This window comes from Motilimonas eburnea, assembly GCF_021295345.1.
Lineage (GTDB): Bacteria > Pseudomonadota > Gammaproteobacteria > Enterobacterales > CBDFNC01 > Motilimonas > Motilimonas eburnea.
Window position 1 is genome coordinate 68,588 of record NZ_JAIMJB010000004.1, and the last position, 16,796, is coordinate 85,383.

The following is a 16,796-nucleotide window of genomic DNA, read 5'->3' on the forward strand; positions in this document are numbered from 1 at the left end:
CCTCATTTTCGTACTAGATATTTAAGTTCCGCGATTATGGCTAGTCGATTACAAATAAATATCCTAGCTGTGTCGTAAAATGTCGCCATCAAGGATGTAAACGCAGACATCATAGAGAGATGATCACCGCGCTTTACCGAAAATTCATCGGGCAAGATGACGACAGTGATCAGATAAAAGCTTCACTCAATGATAATTTAACGGGATAAAGAAAAATGGGGTCGTTTGTAGCACTCGTTTTCATCTTTAATCGCTAAAGTACGGATAACCAGAATTAAACTAGGCTCTTTTGCCAAAATAAGGCATCCCCCATTTCTGGGTCTAATTGATAACCAGCAAAGCCCGCCTTAAGATATGCATTTTGCGCAACGGTATTGCCCTGCAATACTTCGAGCGTCACCTTACAACAGCCTTTTTGGCGCGCGATGTCCTCTAACTTAGCTAGCATACGTTGGCTGATCCCTAATCCACGAAACGTCGATTTTACTGTAATATCATGGATGTTAATCAAAGGCTTGGCCTTAAATGTAGAAAAGCCATAAAAAGCATTGGTTAACCCTGCAGGTTGACCGTCTACATAACAGATCAAGCTTACAGCATGATCCAGCTCTGCCAACCTAGCGACCAAGTTTGCAGTCACATCGCCAGCTAAAGGCTCGCCTCCCCCCATCGCATCAAGGGCATAATCATTTAATAAGGCCACTAAATCTTGGCCCTGTTGAGGGTCGTGGTAATCCACAACTTGTACTTCTATTTTCATTACTAAACCTATTCAATTAGTCGATATGTTTGCTACGTAAGGGCGGTAATTTGTCACACCAAGCACGAGGAAACATTAACAGAGCCATGTGTCGACAAGGCGCCCAAAATGCCGAGAGCAATAACAGTCCAGCCCCAATTAACAATGCTGTGGTAGCAAACCCTGTACTGATCCCGCCTTGATTTGATAACAAGTTTGATAAGGCATAAATCACATAACCTAATGCCGATACCATCAGCGCACGCCTGTCTATGGCCAAAGACACGAAGCCAATAAACAAATAAACAGCAATGATGATAAACGGCTGGCTTTGTTCACTCATCCCATCAAATGTGCCAAGTAGAGCAAATACGGGGTGAACCATTAACGGTGCCGCTAACAAATGTAACCAAAAAGCCACATCTGCACGACGCGTTTCGCGTAACGGATCCGTGCTATCCCAATACAAGGCAAAAGCAAATACGCCTAGCCCAGAAAGAAGCAAGAGTAACAGCCACAACGCGTGGGCCTTTGGAAAAAAGCCCAATATCAAGCTCAATACCAGCGCCACAAGTGAAGCCGTGATGGCAGCAATCGTAATGGGCACAGCAAAGCGACGCCAATGTAGCCAGGCACAAAAAGCCGTGACGAGGCAAGTTATCGCAACATTAAGTGCCACATAAAGCGCCATATGATGTAACGCTCCAGCCCCTAACAAGTCCAGATCATTGGGCAAGCCAAGCATAGGCAACCAGTCAAACGTCGCTCTGGCGGCCCCCAACACAAAACAAAACATCAGTACAATGGCGGGCAGTGCCATCCGGCGCTTGCGAATAAAGAACTCACTGAGCCCCCAAGCTAGGATAGCAACCACGAATGGCCCCAACCCAGCCGCAAACTGAGCGGCAATATAATTTGCCGAGACCAATAATAAGCAGCAAGCAATGACAACAAAAATGTCATTGAATCCTGTCACTAACCGAAACTGCTCTTCGTCGGCATGAGCACTGTGTTGACGCTGCGCCACGTGTTCACGAAACGCGCGTGCCGTTTCATTGTTAAATATCCCGGCTGCAACGGCCGAGTTCACATCATCGTCACTATACAATGTTACGCTTCCCTAACAATTTAATTGTGATTGACATTATCCATTCCCCCATAGGGCTGCAAGCCCATTTATTGCCTTTGTCTGTGTTCATGATTTTGGCAAGCACATGTTATAGTGCCCTAAAGTCAACCTAAACGAGAATTATCATGGCCAATATCCCCCACAATTACGCCCAATTTGAGCAAGGCTACCGAGACAAGGCCCTTAAACTATTCCCTTGGATCTGCGGCCGCTGTGCACGCGAATTCACGTTTTCCAATTTACGTGAGTTGACCGTACACCATATCGATCACGACCATAATAATAACCCCAATGATGGCTCGAACTGGGAGTTATTATGCTTATATTGCCACGATAATGAGCATGCCAAATACACCGAAGCAAGGGAATACGGTTCAAGTGTCGAAGCTGGGGCTGATTTAAAACAAGATCATGCCACCAATAACCCATTTGCCAATTTACGCGAAATGATGAATAAAAAATAAACATAACCATTCATCATTATTATTGATGACCTGTTGCAATTTACTCTCCGTTTAATACACGCTAACGGAGAGTGGACTTATTAATTAGCGTGCTGATTTGAAATCACCAGCACGCTGTGGTCATCTGAAATGCTCATGCCGAGCCAAATAATTTGAACGAGAAAAAGGTTCAAGTGGGCGGCTGGAAGAGTATTGAGCCAAACGGCGTTGACTCGCCATTTCAACTAACCCTATATCTTTTAGCGTGTGTTCACTTAAATGAGCGTAATTTTCTATATTCAGCACTTTTGCACGTTTCTCGTTACGTCTTTCATCCAACTTGATCAACAAGTTTGCAAGCTTAATGTATATAGACTGTGACACTTTCGTTCCCTTTTTTATCAAAGGGTCGAGGGAAAAACGAAGACAATAATAATGACTATTAAAGGTCGTTTATCCACGACCCAGAACAGTTAGGCAGTGAATTTATTGTTTGTCTTGGCCTTGTTTGGTTAAGGCACAGCGTGCTTGTTTGGTTAAGGCACAGCGTGCTTGTTTGGTTAAGGCACAGCGTGCTTGTTTGGTTAAGGCACAGCGTGCTTGTTTGGTTAAGGCACAGCGTGCTTGTTTAACTCGAACAACAGACACAAGATCAGAGTGCAGCATTGGCATATAGACTGAAATATTCATGCTGACTCCTTATTCAAACAATAAATTCATGAGATAGATGGAGGGCCTAAAAAGCCAACCACAAGTGATATATTATTTATATTTTTACATAACACAAGCAATTATTTTATCTATTTACATTTAATTTTAAATCCAATCTCTTTTATTTACTTGGAAGTATCTCCACCTTCATCTTGGATGAAATAAAATTCAAAAAAACCAATAAATATCGCATATATAGACAAAAAAACATGCTTTTTAATCACGCAAACAAATTCAACAAACGGATATCAATTCGCCTTTAACAAGCAAAGCCAAATCATTAAACAAGTCAGTGATTAAGTGGTGCAAGCATGTGCTTGCGATTCATCCAGCGCCTACCCACCAGCACAAATAAAACATGGCGCGAAACTCACCCTCGTTTATTGATGCACTGCTATACTTTGAGCAGTCTATTTATGCTAGTGACACCATGAACTTACTCTCACGCTTGGTTATCATTGCCAGCCTTTTTCTTACTTGGATCCCACTTGGATACACGCAAGTTCTCTTTTGCGTTGAGGCCACTGAATACCCGCCATTTAACTATCAGCAGCGTCATCAACAAACGTCTGACCAATGGGTGGGCTATGATATTGATGTATTAAAACGCGTTTTTATACCCGCAAAGGTTGACTATCGGATCATCCCTCTACCTTGGTTGCGCTGCCTTAAAGAAGTTGAGAGAGGGGAAATCGACGGTGCCATGAGCGCATCATTAAATCCAAGGCGTCAATCCCTCTACCTAGCGACGCAGCCTTACTATCACCTTACACCGAGTTACTATTACTTAAAGTCTGCATTTCCTCATGGCGTGAACATCAAACAAGCGAGGGATTTGCTCAACTTGGGGTCAGTATGTGGCATCGATGGATTTAACTACGACAATTTCGGATTTTCACCTTCTGACGCCATATATCGGATCAAAGCTTTGTTCCAACTTCCGAAAATGCTAGAGCAAGGCCGCTGTCATTTTTTTCTGGCGCGGCAAGAAGTATTCAGTGCCACCTTAGTATTAAACCGGCTCACCCACCTTGAAGATAAGCTAGCTGCTCAGGTAATGCCTGACACCAAGCCAGAGCCGTTTCACATTCTGATATCTCGTCAGTCAAGGCACAAGGAGCAGCTGTTGTCATTACTTAACAGTAAAATAGAAGCCATGAGGCAATCTGGAAAGTTAAAGCGCTTACTGCATTATCATCGCTACATCGTGACGCAATTTGAGCCTGTGACTCCCCTCCCTGGCAACCAGTAGTGCTCCACTTACCTTGTTTGCCTAATATTCAAGGGGTATTCAACTAATATTTAACTAATGTTTAACTAATATTTATCTAACGTTTAGCTAGGGGGGGAGCAAAAATGACAACAAAAAACTACATCGTCGCGTTTGACCAAGGAACCACCAGCTCTCGCACCTTGATTTTTAACCATCAAGGTGAAATTGTGGCCATGGCTCAGCAAGGTATCAAGCAAATCTACCCGCATCCAGGCTGGATCGAACATGATGCAAATGACATATTACAAAGCCAACTCAATACCCTATCAGCCGCACTGCAACAGGCTGACATCTCAGCCAATCAAATCCAAGGGTTGGGGATCACCAATCAAAGAGAAACCACGGTCATCTGGAACAAGCACACGGGCCAGCCCATCTACAACGCCATCGTTTGGCAATGCCGACGAACTACCGCATTTTGCGAACAATTAAAACAACAAGATCCTGAGCTTAACCGCTATATTAAAACGCACACAGGTTTAGTCCTCGACCCTTATTTTTGCGCCAGTAAAATAAAATGGATTTTAGATAATGTAGCGAATGCCCGTGAGCAAGCCGAAGCTGGGGATTTACTCTTTGGCACAATAGATACTTGGTTACTTTGGCAACTCACCGAGGGCCAAGTCCACGCGACCGACTACACCAATGCCTCGCGCACCCTCTTGTTTAATATTGATACCTTAAGCTGGGATCCCTATTTGCTCGACAAGTTTGGTATTGCGGCCAGTTTATTGCCTGAGGTGAAGCCCTCCTCTGGTTTTTTCGGGGAATTTAAATATCGACAACACCGCATCCCAATTACCAGCCTAGTCGGCGATCAACAAGCCGCTTTGTTTGGTCACCTTGGGGTCAAAGCTGGACAGCTAAAGAATACCTACGGCACGGGTTGCTTTTTACTCATGCACACAGGAGCCAGCAAAGTGCAATCAGATCATGGGTTATTAACTACCCTAGCCTGTGGTCCAAAAGGTGAGCCGCAATATGCTTTAGAGGGCTCGGTGTTTATGGGCGGTGCAACCATGCAATGGTTGAGGGACGAAATGCAGCTATTTGAGGATGTTAGTCAGACGTCAGAGATGGCCAAACAAGCTGCCAGTGCGAACAAGGTGTACATGGTGCCGGCTTTTACCGGCATTGGCGCGCCTTATTGGCAACCCAATGCCCGAGGCACACTCGTAGGCTTGACGCGTGGTACTCAAGCAAAGCATATCGTTAGGGCCAGTTTAGAGAGTATCGCTTATCAAACTTATGATGTGTTATGTGCAATGCAAAGTGATGCCAACCTGACCTTAAAGCAAATGAAGGTAGATGGCGGCGCTAGCAGTAATGATTTTCTGATGCAATTTCAGGCCGACTTACTGAATATTCCCGTATTAAAGCCTAATCAGACCGAAGTGACCGCCTTAGGCGCTGCTTACTTGGCTGGACTCGCAGTCGGTTTTTGGTCGTCATTTAACGCATTAGAAAAACTAAATGTAACGAATGAGGTGTTTATCCCTCACCGAGATCCACAAAAAAGAACAGCGCGGCTCAAGGGCTGGCATAACGCTATTCAGTGCGCTCAGCTATGGGCTCAACTTAATCAAGCTGATTAAGCTGTGGCTAAGGAGTTGCCATGGTCATACCCGCAACCAAACTTTCTATTGCCCCGTTGCCCGAGCAGCAAACGGTATTGGACCTTATTGTCATTGGCGCTGGCATTAATGGGGCAGGCATTGCCGCCGATGCTGCGGGACAAGGTTTAACAGTAGGCCTTTATGATGCTAAAGATATCGCGGGCGCCACTTCATCAGCCAGCTCTAAGTTGATCCACGGCGGCCTGCGCTACTTAGAACAAGGCGACTTTGCATTAGTGGCCAGTGCGCTCGCCGAAAGAGAAATTATTAGCCAAGTCGCACGTCACTTGGTCACCCCAATTCGCTTTGTATTGCCCCATCAACCAACACTTAGGCCAGCTTGGTTGATCCGTTTAGGCTTGTTCTTATACGACCGCCTCTATTGGCACAATCGTTTTCCACCCAGCCAGCAGATACACTTGTCAGCGAACAATCCCCTTAAAGATGAATTTAACATCGCCTTTGAATACAGTGATTGCTGGGTAGATGATGCCCGCTTGGTCATCAGTAATGGCCTAAGAGTGTTAGAGCACCAAGGCGAAGTGGCTAATTACTGCGCAGTCACGCAAATCACTACCTGTGATGTGGGTTGGCAGCTGACCTTGTATGATCAGCGCCAGCAGCGCACTATCACGCGCCAAGCTAAGGCCATCGTCAACGCCACCGGCCCTTGGGTCAATCAATTACTCGATAAAGCCATGGCACAACCTATGCCAGAGCCCATAGCAGCCAAATCAACTAACTCAACAAAGGCAACTAGGCTGCGCTTAGTCAAAGGCTCACACCTAGTGGTGCGCAAAATGTATCCGGGCTCGCAAGCCTATATTTTGCAACACAGCGACAAACGTATTGTGTTTGTGATCCCCTTTATGAGTGATTTTACCCTGATTGGTACCACGGATGTGGATTACCAAGGCGATCCTCGACATGCCAGTTTAGATGAAAATGAACGCACCTATTTGCTGCAAGTCGTCAATCAGCATTTTAAGCAAGGCCTCGACGAACAAGACATTGTTTGGCACTTTAGCGGCGTCCGTCCCCTGTTTGACAGCGGGGACACCAGTGCCCAAAACGCATCGCGAGATTATCAAATCGACTTGAAACTGGCGGCCAATCAAGCCCCGATCGTGACCATCTACGGCGGTAAAATCACCACCTACCGCAAGCTCGCCTTGCGCTGTATGGAAAAATTACAACCCTTTTTTGGCCAGCTGCTCAGCCAAACAAAACGCAATTGGACAGCCCGCGCGCCCTTGCCCGGCTCAGAAGGCGATTTAGCCCAGCTCCACCAGACCTTATTGGCCCACCACCCTTATTTACCTGAAACCTTACTAACGCGCTACCAGCATCAATACGGTCAAACCACATTGAAAATGTTAGCTAAAGTAGAAAAATTAGCCGATCTTGGTCACTGCTTTGGCCATGATCTGTATCAGCGTGAAGTAGATCACCTCATTGAGCACGAATGGGCATTTCAAGTCGATGATATATTATGGCGGCGCACCAAGCTTGGTTTGTATTTATCTAAAGGTGAACAGCAAGCTCTTGCCCTGTATTTGTTTCGTCAAACAGGGCAAGTGAGCTAAGTACCTAAGTTCAAGTTAACTATGCACGGTTGTTAGCATGCTCAAGAAAGGTGTTTATAAATATCAGTTGTGTTATTCGCCGAGCAAGCTCGCCTCCCACAGGACAGAGCTTGAGTGCAATCGGGAGCTTGTGGAACCTGAGCTTGCCCAGAGAAGACATTTTTAAATATGAGTTTACTTCATCGCCTCTTCAACCATGGTGGCAACTTGCTGAGACTGAGGCGTCAGCGCATTAAGGCCATTAATAACCCCTTGTTGATTCACTCGAGGCTGATTTTGACTCAATTTCCACTTGCCTTGGATCCCTGTGATCTCAATCTCTATCCCCACAATGGCAGGTAGCATACGCTCTATATAACCCGGTGGTGCTTCATCAAAGGTCCAAGGGGTGGCGGAGTCGGCTTCATGAATCGAAGTTAAATCTTGGATACAAGTCATGATCCAATCAGGATCGCGAGTGAAATTTATCTTGCCTTGGACATGCACCACAGCATAGTTCCAAGTCGGCACGGCGCGGCCATCTTCTGCTTTAGTGGGGTAATGATTGGGTGAGATATAACAGTTTGGGCCATTGAAAATGACTTGTACTTGAGTACCTGATGCCACTTTTTGCCACAAGGGGTTGGCCTTAGCAATATGTCCTTGCAACAACCCACTTTCTCCGTTTGGCTTTAGCACCATAGGCAAGTGATAAACTTCTATGCCTTCATCGCTCTGCGCAACTAAGGTCGCAAACGGATACGCTTGCATCAAAGCCAAGCAGGCTTGGATATTTTCTTGGCGAAACGCCTTTGGAATAAACACTGAATCACCCTGCATCTGTAAAAAGACAGTGTAACTTATCAGGGAAACGACATGACAACAATCATTAAACCACTACTTTTAGGCTCAAATAGGGCACCACAAAAAAGCATAAGGTAATGAGCTTATAGGCACTTAAATATTTAAAATAAAGAATCGTTAATTGCGTTTCTTCAATCTCAAATAAACGACTATGTAGCTTCACGATAGATGATCTCAATACAACCACAGCTAACGTTGATGCAGTCAAAACGAGTATGTTAATCAAACTGCACCACCCTAAAACAGTCGCAACCGTGTCTAATTCAGTCATCACATTTCTCCCTTAGTCACTGATCTTAAAGCAATACATAACAGACAAAGATAAACCCAACAATTGGAAAAAATCCGCACTTTGAGTCAGATTTCTGATATCGAATAAGGTATTTTGTCTTGCAACAACACAAACTAGCATCAGTTGCTTCAAAAATTTAAATTCAAAGCATTATTCACTACCAAATTATGTAATATACTTATTAATGAGAAACCAACGTGCCACTTTGTCATTGTAATTTAAACCATAGGCCATCTGGCAATAAACCGTTAGTCAGTTGCAAACAACTTAGGCTGTTTGTCTTGTTGCTAAGCTTAGTTGCTAACGCAATCACTAGCCTGGTCGCGAATGCAACCAGCCAGTTCGATAACATTGACCAAGTCTTGCAAGAACATGCCCAAAGGTATGATATTCCCGCTCTAAGTGTGGTTATTCGCCAAGGCGACAAGATCATTTATGACCAAACTCATGGTCAAGCAGCACTGTCTGGACCTGATAATCCCATCGATAGTCATACCCCCATGTTTATCGGCTCAGTTTCTAAGCCCATTACGGCCAGTGCGCTGATGTTACTTGTCGCACAGGGGAAAATTGACCTCAACGCGCCGGTGACTGATTACCTTCGCGAATTGAAATTTAAACACGGCGGGGAAGGCAAGGTAAAAGTGAAACACTTACTCAATCACACCTCTGGGTTATCATCGCTTAATTACAAATACCAAGCCAATCAACGGTTTGAGACTAGCGATATCATCAAGGATTTAGCCCAAGTCAAACTCGCAACCATACCCGGTGAGCACTTTTCTTATAGTAATACAGGCTATCATTTACTGGGTGAAATTATCGAACGAGTCAGTGGCCAACCCTTCGACAGATTTGTTCATGAAGCGCTGTTTACTCCATTAGGCATGAGCCAATCTGCCACCATAGCCAGCAAGCATGTGACTCACTCGGGCTACAGTGCGTTTATGGGGTTTAATCTCAAACGACAAGAATTGACTCATAACCTAAGTGAAATACCAGCAGGATTTATTCTCAGTAGTGCCCAAGATCTTTCCCGCTTTATGCAGTTTCAGCTCACCGGATTAGATAAAGAAGGTAAGCCATTGCTAAGCCAGTCTCAGCTCGCTATGTTGCGCCCACCATTAAACTCACAAGCAGATAATGGCTTAAGCTGGTTTAACTACTCCAATGGCGACATGTCAGCCTTTGGTCACGATGGTGTGTTGGCGAACCATATGGCAGAGGTGATCGCCATGCCCGAGCAAGAACTGAGCATAGTGCTCCTTGCCAATAAATCAGGATTGCCGCTGGTTTATTTTGCTCATCCACAGTTAATCGCTGCGCTAAAGGCCGAGTTACAAGGTAAGCCACATGCGGGAAATGGCCTAGTTACTTGGCTTATCTTGCTCTATCCCCTGTTGATCTTAGCCGATGTTATCAGTCATATTTTTTCGACCAGAAAGTACTATCTAAAATATCTAGTCCAAGGAAATGTCAGCCAGCAATCAACAAGGCGTGATTTAGTAGGAATCGTTATCCTGCTTGTCTTTATCCTTGCCCTGCCGTATTTAGTCCAGCTGCTATTAGGCCGTGGTATGACTTACTACATGCTTTGGTATATGGCGCCAGATCTGGTGGTCTGGCTAGGGATCATAGGGTTACTCACCCTCATCAAGCTGGGCATATTGATTAAAGGCCAAGCTAATAGAGCTCAGTCGGTAACAAAAGGAAAAACACAGATAGCTTGATAAATACGCCTTTTGAGGCAAACCCAAAAGGCGCAACAGGGACATGGGGATACTAGGGAATAAGCTCGCCAGCCTTGATTGCGGCATCAATTTTCGAAGCCGATTTTGGAAAAGCGGAAGAGTCGGTTTGCCCTAACTCATTGGTTAAATCTCGGGTATTTTTTTGCGCTGTGATCACGGCAAACAAGGCCAGCAAAAACGAGATGCCGTAAAACCCTTTTTCACTGAGTAAAATATCCGCATTAATTAAACCGATGACCAACAAGGCAACGGCCGAGGCAAACGCAACCCAGCACATGCCGAAAAAAATCTTAGTTACCGGCAAGCCTTCTTCCTGGTCCCGAACACTTTTTTGCAGGGTCACCGCGGCAAACATTGCTAACAAAAACACGGCAAAATAATAACCTTTTTCATTGAGCTCAAAGGAGGCGTTCCATAAACCAATTAAATAACTCAATACACCGATCACAAGTGCAGCCCATGTCGCCATTATATAAGCGGTAGAAGGTTTGTTTAACTTGGCTTGGTTTAGCTTCATAGCAATATCCTTATTCGACATTAATGAGAGTCCGTAACGCGTTGCCTTAGAAACATACCTTAAGGCCGATAAATAGATGCTGTTGATTAAAAGCATTAACTTCCTCGAGTGAACCATACAGCGATGGAGTTGATCTGATTTCGCTGATACGATTGGCCAAAACGAACCTAATTACAACAAGGTATGAAATGTTGAAAGGATACATTAACCGCCACCTATAAAAACATATTTATCATTAAAAAGCGACTTAACTCACTATTTATGTCGTGATGCCTTAACGGATAAGTTTAATGCTTCACCCGCTTCAGCAAAAACTTGCTCTAATAGGGCGTAACCTTCCAGCTGCATAATAAGCTCGGCTTTTTGGGATTTCGCTATGGTCAGCCAATGCTCGCCTTCTAACGCGCCAACTAAGGCATACAATAAATTTAAACTGGGGGTTACCCCGCTGGCTTGTTTGACCTTGATAAAAGCAGCAATGGCGCCTAGCGCGTTTAACTGCTCAACGCTGGTGATCCCAGCTTGATGCAACATTTGCTCTGATTTTGGCCCAAGCCCGGGTAAGTCTCTTAGCTTCATGTGAACCTCAAGACTTAACCAGCTCAGTTAACGCATTAATTTGCTTTATCCTTGCAAGAGGCTCTAAGTCTTCCCTTCTAGGATTAAACCAAATCCCTTGAAGGCCTGCTGCGATAGCGGGTAAGACATCGTTTTGCAGTGAATCGCCCACCATGAGTACAGTATGAGGTGCAACATTAAGTTGCTTAATTATCCGATGAAAAAACTCAGGCGTGCCTTTTGCTACGCCTAAATTGGCACGGCAAAAATAACCCGATAGATACTTATCTAGCCCGACGCGGGCAAAGGCCGCTTGGATCTCAGACTCACTGGAATCAGCCGCATTGGTCGCTATATAGACAGGATAACACTGAGATAACTGAGCCAAGGTTGCGACCGCGCCGTCTACCGCTGCCACATTTGGCCAATCACACATCTTGCCCGACTGATTTGGAAAATCCGCCATCAAGGTATCACCCCAATCAAATAGATAGACTTGCTGCATATTGTTTTTCTCCGAGCCTTACTCTATCGCAACGATGTGATTTGCTTCATCGAGCTTCATACAAACTTGCCCAGCCCACAAACAACCTTCTTTAATGCGGAGGTCAGAGTTATAAACATCCTGACCAATCAAATGTTGCGCTTCATCTGCGCTCAGGCCAATTAAATTTAAGTTAGCCAAATGAGTTAACTGTTGATGTGAGCGCGCTAGGGTTTCATAACTCGCCTCAAGATAAGTAAAGCTAATACCTTGATCGAGAGCAGCAAAAAACCAAAATACATTGCTAGCAAAGAGCAACACAAATAGCACAATACAGATAAGTTTCATTATTTGACCTTAATTCACGGGCTGATAACGATAATGCCCTGTGATGGGGTAACTAAATAGCATATCTTCACGCACCGGCCCCGCGCCAATATTGTGAACCACCCAAGGTGAGTTTGATGAAGCCTCCCCCTCTGGCGGCGGCACTAAAATGCCAATATGAGGCAGGTTGCCCGGTAACATCCAGGTGACGATATCACCCACTTGATAAGTATCGCCTTGGTCAGAAACGGGCAATACCTCGCCATGGCGAGAAAAATACGCCTGCAGGTTAGGTACGCGACGATGATCGATATTGCGATCGGGGCGAGTTAATCCCCAAATACGTTTAGAGGGATAAGCACTAAAGTGCTTGGCCATATCCTGATGCACCCGTTGTTGTAAATCTATGCCTAAGGCGCGATAACTGCGCACAATCACATCGGTACAGACACCAATATAGGCAGGAACATCGCCATTAGGATAGGCAATGGCAATATAGCGACCATCGTAACGCACGTTTTGCGTGGTGCGGTATAACGCGGCCGTCACTAGTTGTTGCTTAACATCACTCGATGCCAGCTCACTGGGTGTAGAAGCTGGTGCAGCCATGGTTAAGCTCGGCACTAGCACCATTATTGGCCATAACGCAAAACCCAAAACCAGACCTCTGCAAGTCAGTTTCCTAATTATCTGACACATTGCCATTTTACTTTATCCTTGTTACGCACTCTGGCCCATAGATCGCTGATCTTAGCTTCACGCCAATATGCCTGTTCAGGATCTTGTTGATACTCTTGTACTTCCACCGAGACCGCAAATTGCGCTAAGGTTAAGCGCCATTTCCCCGTGAGTTTTTTCATCATAATTACTCGCTTCGCTTTTAGTTACTCGCTTCGCTTTTAGTTACTCGCTTCGCATTTAGTTACTCGCTGCGCTTTTAGTTACCGCTTAAGTCCACCAATATCGCACCAAATGAAAGAACACCGGCGCGGCAAAACAGACCGAATCAATGCGATCAAACATGCCGCCGTGACCTTCTATCATATGGCCCCAGTCTTTCACCTTGCAATCACGTTTAATGGCCGACATCACTATGCCACCGGCAAAACCAAGTAGATTAACCAGCAAGGCGATCAGAGCCGCTTGCCAAGGTGCAAAAGGCGTTAAATGATAAAGAGCCGCCCCCACAACCATGGATAGCAAGATCCCACCGACAAAACCTTCAACGGTTTTTGATGGTGACAAGGTCGGGGCAATTTTCGTTTTACCGAACAACTTGCCACAAACATATTGCAATACATCCGACAGCTGTACCACCAAGATAAACCACGCGATCAGTAACAGATTTCGCCCCGCAAAGCCTTCTATGTCTAGCAATAGCAAGGCAGGAATAGCCGAAACACAATACACGGCGATCATCAGCCCCCATTGCACCTTACTGGTCCGCTCTAAATAACGCGTAGTATCGCCGCCTAGCGCGGCCAAAATGGGCAAAAGCAAGAATAAATAAACCGGAATAAAAATAACCAACAAGCTATACCAGTCAATCGCAATTAAAAAATACTGCATCGGCAAGGCAAAATAAAACGCGGCAAACAAGGCCGGATAATCGCTATGACGAGTGGGCACTAAGGTTAAAAACTCCCGTAAGGCATAAAACGATACCAAGAAAAACAACACGATCACGCCCAAGTCGCCAAAATAAAAAGCAATGGCCAGCACGATGATCATGCCCCACCACGCCTTGATCCTAGCGGTTAAGTTTTCCAACACCGGCGATGCCGATGGCGGCTGTCCCGCTCGTTTTTGCCCTTGAGCATGGTGATACTGTAAGGCTTTAGCTATCACACTGGCGAGGGTTAAAAACAGTCCTAGACCTAAGAACAACATCTGCATATCTTGGCTCATTGGGCCTCCCCCGGCGCTTGGCCAAGTAAAGCTTGCTCTGCGCGCTGGAGAAAAGCGAGCTTGTCTTCACCATGCTGCAATAAAAGCGGCGGCGCAAAGTTAAGAGTACAAAGCAAAGGTAATGGCAGGCTACGCCCTTTAGGCATCACGCGATTCAAATTAGCTATCCACACCGGCACACATGGCACATGAGGGGCTCGGTTTAACAAATGGTACAAGCCAGATTTAAATGGCAACAGAGGTGTGTAACCCAGCTCTGGATTTGGCTCTGCCAAATTGCGGGTGCCTTCGGGGAAAAAGATAAGTGAATCCCCCTGCTTTAACGCATCTAACATGGGGGCTAACGGGTCGTCAGCATTAGGCTCATGCTTATTACGGCGCGCAATCAGTACGCCATTAAACACATGATGAATAATAAAACGGCGCAGCGGCCCTGCTTGCCAATAGTCAGCGCCAGCCACGGGACGCACGCGTTTGCGCAGCGCAGGGTGTAACGCTGCCCAGAGCAGTACAAAATCACCATGGCTGGTGTGGTTAGCGATATAAACGCGAGGCTGACCATAGGTATCCAAACTGGGCACTTGACCCAAGGCTTTAGCGCCTGTTATCAATTTAGCCGCAACAATAATCACAAGCCGAACCAAGGCCGCCGCCATACTAACAAACCATTTCACGCGATAGACCACTCCATATTCGTATTTATACCGCCAAGCAATTAGGCAAAGTGAGCCAAACTAGTCATGATGATCAGCACTAGCATCATCGCCAGTTGGCCAAATAAGTAAATCATTTGACGTTTTAACAAGCGCTTTGCCCCTAGACAGCGCTGCGCCAGTGTGCGCGTTTTAGTTGGGCGCTTGATAAGTCCTTGTTCAGCCAAGGCGAGATCTAATCTGGCCAAAGCATGGGTTAACGCCTTTTCATCAATGTCTGTTTCGCTTTTGCTCATTTGCGTTAGCTCACTGGCTAAGTTACTAAACAGCTCGGCATCCAAACTGACACGCAGCGCATAATATTTCTGCAATAACCCCAGCAAAACACCAGTCATTAAACAAATCACTTGCCATAAAGCGAAGTTCAACCATGGCTGCACTATCAGCAAAAGTAAGGCTAACAAGGTTAATTTAACCGAAAAACGATCAAGCTCGGCACCTTGACGTAATAGGCTGACTTGCAATTGTAATTGGCTAAACCCCGTCATGCTTGCACCGCGCTCATTTTTCTTTGCTGCTGATTTTGCTGACTAACATGACTGCGATGGCGCTGATACGCCTTAAAATCAGCTGTTGTGATCAGCTCTGCTAAAGCCTGTAAGTGATGGGGTTTAATCACCACTTGCGGCCTTGCTTTAGCCACCAAGGCATAAGCCTGCTCGACACTGCTGGCATGGCCAGCTAATAGCAGCCACGCCATTAGCGCCACACTGCTGCGTGAATAACCTAAGGCGCAAAATACCAACAAAGGAGAATGACAATGTGGATTTAAACTATCAATCGCCTTGGCTGCTGACCAACATTGCTCAGGCGTTAGAGGCGTTAAGTCCAATACATCTAACTGTTTATAATGACAATGTGAGCTTAGGGTAACAGGAAGCTCGGGACATAAGTCCACTAACCCCAAATAGCGTTGAATTTCATGGCGATTCGGTTTTCGTCCTAAAAATACACCGGGCACAACTTCATTGGCCGCCACTTGATTGGCCGTCCATAGCTTGTGATTAACCCAAGCGGCTAAGGTATAAGGCGCAAATAAAATCTTAGCCGCCCAACTTAGCCGGCCATCACCTTGTTTTTGAAAACCCGTTGCGCCAACAAAGGCATAATTCAATGCCACCAAAAACAAAGCTAAACTGGGCCAAAACAGCAGTAAGCTCAGGCCCGTATTGGGCTCAAATCCATACCAGCCCAAACAGCCAAATAGCGCACTGCCAATCAGGTACAAACAAGCTAACTTAAGCTGTGGCTTAATACGACCTTGCCACAACAATAACGGGCTGGGACGCTGCTGCGGCCAGCACCATAAACACAAGGCCCCGGCTAAAATGCCGGTGGGCACATCAATAAAATGATGCTGCCATGTGGTCAGCACCGAAATACCAATCAGCGCCATCCAAACATGCATCACATAGCGCCAAGGCCCACGTAAATGGGCGGCAAAACAAGCCCATAAAACAATCAACAAGGTAATGTGTAGCGAAGGGGCTTGATTAAAGGGCTTATCAAAGCCCATTAACAAATCGAACAGGCTACCAAAGACGCCCGTTAACTCAGGCCGCTCTAAACTAAACTTTAACGGCCAAATCAAAAAGCAGCTGATGCAAATCAGCTGAGCGGTCAGCAGCCTTAATCCCAAACGGTCAACGCCGCGTCGACTGCGAGGCAATAAAAAAGCCAAGCCATAGAGTAAATCTATCGACCAATAAGGAATTATGGTCCAAGGCAGCAAAGGAATCGCTGATTCCCAGCTCAGCATCAAGCTAGGCACCTGCGCCTGATTGGCCGCATATTGATTAGCAAAGTTATAGCTAATAAAAAATAGCGGCGCTAATAAGGCCAACCAGCCTAGACTGCGTCGCCATAAAATCGGCCCGGTTTCGCGTGCTAACTCGGCGGGTTTCAT

The 16,796-nt window shown here is 45.7% G+C and carries 21 protein-coding genes; 5 read left to right on the forward strand and 16 right to left on the reverse strand.

Features of this window, described 5'->3' with window-relative positions:
* Positions 1 to 274: 274 nt before the first annotated feature.
* Together K6Y21_RS05190 and K6Y21_RS05195 are read right to left on the reverse strand one after the other, a co-directional pair.
* Positions 275 to 760, reverse strand: a complete 486-nt coding sequence (locus K6Y21_RS05190; protein ID WP_233070715.1) for a GNAT family N-acetyltransferase — start codon at positions 758 to 760, stop codon at positions 275 to 277.
* 16 nt (positions 761 to 776) lie between these two features.
* The gene (locus K6Y21_RS05195) at positions 777 to 1,847 is read right to left on the reverse strand and encodes a hypothetical protein (RefSeq protein WP_233070716.1); all 1,071 of its coding nucleotides are present in this window, start codon (positions 1,845 to 1,847) and stop codon (positions 777 to 779) included.
* Positions 1,848 to 1,993: 146 nt separating this feature from the next.
* Between K6Y21_RS05195 and K6Y21_RS05200 the strand changes: the two genes are divergently transcribed.
* Entirely contained in the window at positions 1,994 to 2,332 is a 339-nt protein-coding gene (locus K6Y21_RS05200; protein WP_233070717.1) for a YajD family HNH nuclease, read from the forward strand.
* 120 nt (positions 2,333 to 2,452) lie between these two features.
* Here the strand turns inward: K6Y21_RS05200 and K6Y21_RS05205 are convergent, their stop codons facing one another.
* Together K6Y21_RS05205 and K6Y21_RS05210 are read right to left on the reverse strand one after the other, a co-directional pair.
* Positions 2,453 to 2,695 (reverse strand): hypothetical protein, encoded by a 243-nt coding sequence (locus tag K6Y21_RS05205; protein ID WP_233070718.1) that lies wholly within the window; start codon positions 2,693 to 2,695, stop codon positions 2,453 to 2,455.
* A gap of 102 nt (positions 2,696 to 2,797) precedes the next feature.
* Positions 2,798 to 3,001, reverse strand: coding sequence for a hypothetical protein (locus K6Y21_RS05210; RefSeq protein WP_233070719.1), 204 nt, complete (start codon positions 2,999 to 3,001; stop codon positions 2,798 to 2,800).
* A 379-nt stretch (positions 3,002 to 3,380) separates the two neighbouring features.
* On the opposite strand from K6Y21_RS05210, the gene K6Y21_RS05215 reads away from it, so the two are divergent.
* The 3 genes from K6Y21_RS05215 (at position 3,381) to glpD (ending at position 7,497) form a co-directional block, all read left to right on the forward strand.
* Positions 3,381 to 4,274 carry a substrate-binding periplasmic protein gene (locus tag K6Y21_RS05215; RefSeq protein WP_233070720.1) on the forward strand — a complete coding sequence of 298 codons (894 nt, stop codon included), beginning with the start codon at positions 3,381 to 3,383 and terminating at the stop codon, positions 4,272 to 4,274.
* A gap of 104 nt (positions 4,275 to 4,378) precedes the next feature.
* Entirely contained in the window at positions 4,379 to 5,890 is a 1,512-nt protein-coding gene (glpK, locus tag K6Y21_RS05220) for a glycerol kinase GlpK (RefSeq protein WP_233070721.1), read from the forward strand.
* A gap of 20 nt (positions 5,891 to 5,910) precedes the next feature.
* Positions 5,911 to 7,497, forward strand: coding sequence for a glycerol-3-phosphate dehydrogenase (glpD, locus tag K6Y21_RS05225; RefSeq protein ID WP_233070722.1), 1,587 nt, complete (start codon positions 5,911 to 5,913; stop codon positions 7,495 to 7,497).
* 174 nt (positions 7,498 to 7,671) lie between these two features.
* Here glpD and K6Y21_RS05230 read toward each other — a convergent pair whose 3' ends face one another.
* Entirely contained in the window at positions 7,672 to 8,301 is a 630-nt protein-coding gene (locus tag K6Y21_RS05230) for an FMN-binding negative transcriptional regulator (RefSeq protein WP_233070723.1), read from the reverse strand.
* Positions 8,302 to 8,365: 64 nt separating this feature from the next.
* Complete coding sequence (locus K6Y21_RS05235) at positions 8,366 to 8,611, reverse strand: DUF6868 family protein (protein ID WP_233070724.1); 246 nt, start codon at positions 8,609 to 8,611, stop codon at positions 8,366 to 8,368.
* A gap of 302 nt (positions 8,612 to 8,913) precedes the next feature.
* Here K6Y21_RS05235 and K6Y21_RS05240 point away from each other — a divergent pair, with 302 nt between their 5' ends.
* On the forward strand, positions 8,914 to 10,362 hold the full coding sequence (locus K6Y21_RS05240; protein ID WP_233070725.1) for a serine hydrolase domain-containing protein: 1,449 nt from the start codon (positions 8,914 to 8,916) through the stop codon (positions 10,360 to 10,362).
* Positions 10,363 to 10,414: 52 nt separating this feature from the next.
* On the opposite strand, the gene yiaA is transcribed toward K6Y21_RS05240, so the two are convergent.
* The 10 genes from yiaA to K6Y21_RS05290 all read right to left on the reverse strand — a co-directional run bounded on the left by yiaA (position 10,415) and on the right by K6Y21_RS05290 (position 16,796).
* Positions 10,415 to 10,996, reverse strand: coding sequence for an inner membrane protein YiaA (yiaA, locus tag K6Y21_RS05245; protein ID WP_238486344.1), 582 nt, complete (start codon positions 10,994 to 10,996; stop codon positions 10,415 to 10,417).
* Positions 10,997 to 11,155: 159 nt separating this feature from the next.
* On the reverse strand, positions 11,156 to 11,479 hold the full coding sequence (locus K6Y21_RS05250; protein WP_233070726.1) for a TfoX/Sxy family protein: 324 nt from the start codon (positions 11,477 to 11,479) through the stop codon (positions 11,156 to 11,158).
* Between the two features lie 7 nt (positions 11,480 to 11,486).
* Entirely contained in the window at positions 11,487 to 11,963 is a 477-nt protein-coding gene (locus K6Y21_RS05255) for an HAD family hydrolase (RefSeq protein WP_233070727.1), read from the reverse strand.
* Positions 11,964 to 11,981: 18 nt separating this feature from the next.
* Positions 11,982 to 12,290 (reverse strand): Imm58 family immunity protein, encoded by a 309-nt coding sequence (locus K6Y21_RS05260; RefSeq protein WP_233070728.1) that lies wholly within the window; start codon positions 12,288 to 12,290, stop codon positions 11,982 to 11,984.
* A gap of 9 nt (positions 12,291 to 12,299) precedes the next feature.
* Entirely contained in the window at positions 12,300 to 12,878 is a 579-nt protein-coding gene (locus tag K6Y21_RS05265) for a DUF1287 domain-containing protein (protein WP_233070729.1), read from the reverse strand.
* A gap of 77 nt (positions 12,879 to 12,955) precedes the next feature.
* Complete coding sequence (locus K6Y21_RS05270; protein ID WP_233070730.1) at positions 12,956 to 13,132, reverse strand: hypothetical protein; 177 nt, start codon at positions 13,130 to 13,132, stop codon at positions 12,956 to 12,958.
* An 85-nt stretch (positions 13,133 to 13,217) separates the two neighbouring features.
* Positions 13,218 to 14,177, reverse strand: coding sequence for a phosphatidate cytidylyltransferase (locus K6Y21_RS05275; RefSeq protein WP_233070731.1), 960 nt, complete (start codon positions 14,175 to 14,177; stop codon positions 13,218 to 13,220).
* The gene (locus K6Y21_RS05280; protein ID WP_233070732.1) at positions 14,174 to 14,851 is read right to left on the reverse strand and encodes a lysophospholipid acyltransferase family protein; all 678 of its coding nucleotides are present in this window, start codon (positions 14,849 to 14,851) and stop codon (positions 14,174 to 14,176) included. The genes K6Y21_RS05275 and K6Y21_RS05280 overlap by 4 nt, the downstream gene beginning before the upstream one ends.
* 41 nt (positions 14,852 to 14,892) lie before the next feature.
* The gene (locus K6Y21_RS05285; protein WP_233070733.1) at positions 14,893 to 15,378 is read right to left on the reverse strand and encodes a hypothetical protein; all 486 of its coding nucleotides are present in this window, start codon (positions 15,376 to 15,378) and stop codon (positions 14,893 to 14,895) included.
* Entirely contained in the window at positions 15,375 to 16,796 is a 1,422-nt protein-coding gene (locus tag K6Y21_RS05290; protein WP_233070734.1) for a phosphatase PAP2/dual specificity phosphatase family protein, read from the reverse strand. The genes K6Y21_RS05285 and K6Y21_RS05290 overlap by 4 nt, the downstream gene beginning before the upstream one ends.

Excerpts from the sequence above, each read along its gene's own strand:
- K6Y21_RS05265 (WP_233070729.1), bottom strand. The coding sequence starts at position 12,878 with ATGGCTGCACCAGCTTCTACACCCAGTGAGCTGGCATCGAGTGATGTT.
- K6Y21_RS05290 (WP_233070734.1), bottom strand. The coding sequence starts at position 16,796 with ATGAAACCCGCCGAGTTAGCACGCGAAACCGGGCCGATTTTATGGCGA.
- glpK (WP_233070721.1), top strand. The coding sequence starts at position 4,379 with ATGACAACAAAAAACTACATCGTCGCGTTTGACCAAGGAACCACCAGC.
- glpD (WP_233070722.1), top strand. The coding sequence starts at position 5,911 with ATGGTCATACCCGCAACCAAACTTTCTATTGCCCCGTTGCCCGAGCAG.
- K6Y21_RS05260 (WP_233070728.1), bottom strand. The coding sequence starts at position 12,290 with ATGAAACTTATCTGTATTGTGCTATTTGTGTTGCTCTTTGCTAGCAAT.
- yiaA (WP_238486344.1), bottom strand. The coding sequence starts at position 10,996 with ATGCTTTTAATCAACAGCATCTATTTATCGGCCTTAAGGTATGTTTCT.
- K6Y21_RS05285 (WP_233070733.1), bottom strand. The coding sequence starts at position 15,378 with ATGACGGGGTTTAGCCAATTACAATTGCAAGTCAGCCTATTACGTCAA.
- K6Y21_RS05250 (WP_233070726.1), bottom strand. The coding sequence starts at position 11,479 with ATGAAGCTAAGAGACTTACCCGGGCTTGGGCCAAAATCAGAGCAAATG.
- K6Y21_RS05270 (WP_233070730.1), bottom strand. The coding sequence starts at position 13,132 with ATGATGAAAAAACTCACGGGGAAATGGCGCTTAACCTTAGCGCAATTT.
- K6Y21_RS05255 (WP_233070727.1), bottom strand. The coding sequence starts at position 11,963 with ATGCAGCAAGTCTATCTATTTGATTGGGGTGATACCTTGATGGCGGAT.
- K6Y21_RS05200 (WP_233070717.1), top strand. The coding sequence starts at position 1,994 with ATGGCCAATATCCCCCACAATTACGCCCAATTTGAGCAAGGCTACCGA.
- K6Y21_RS05210 (WP_233070719.1), bottom strand. The coding sequence starts at position 3,001 with ATGAATATTTCAGTCTATATGCCAATGCTGCACTCTGATCTTGTGTCT.
- K6Y21_RS05190 (WP_233070715.1), bottom strand. The coding sequence starts at position 760 with ATGAAAATAGAAGTACAAGTTGTGGATTACCACGACCCTCAACAGGGC.
- K6Y21_RS05275 (WP_233070731.1), bottom strand. The coding sequence starts at position 14,177 with ATGAGCCAAGATATGCAGATGTTGTTCTTAGGTCTAGGACTGTTTTTA.
- K6Y21_RS05235 (WP_233070724.1), bottom strand. The coding sequence starts at position 8,611 with ATGACTGAATTAGACACGGTTGCGACTGTTTTAGGGTGGTGCAGTTTG.
- K6Y21_RS05215 (WP_233070720.1), top strand. The coding sequence starts at position 3,381 with ATGGCGCGAAACTCACCCTCGTTTATTGATGCACTGCTATACTTTGAG.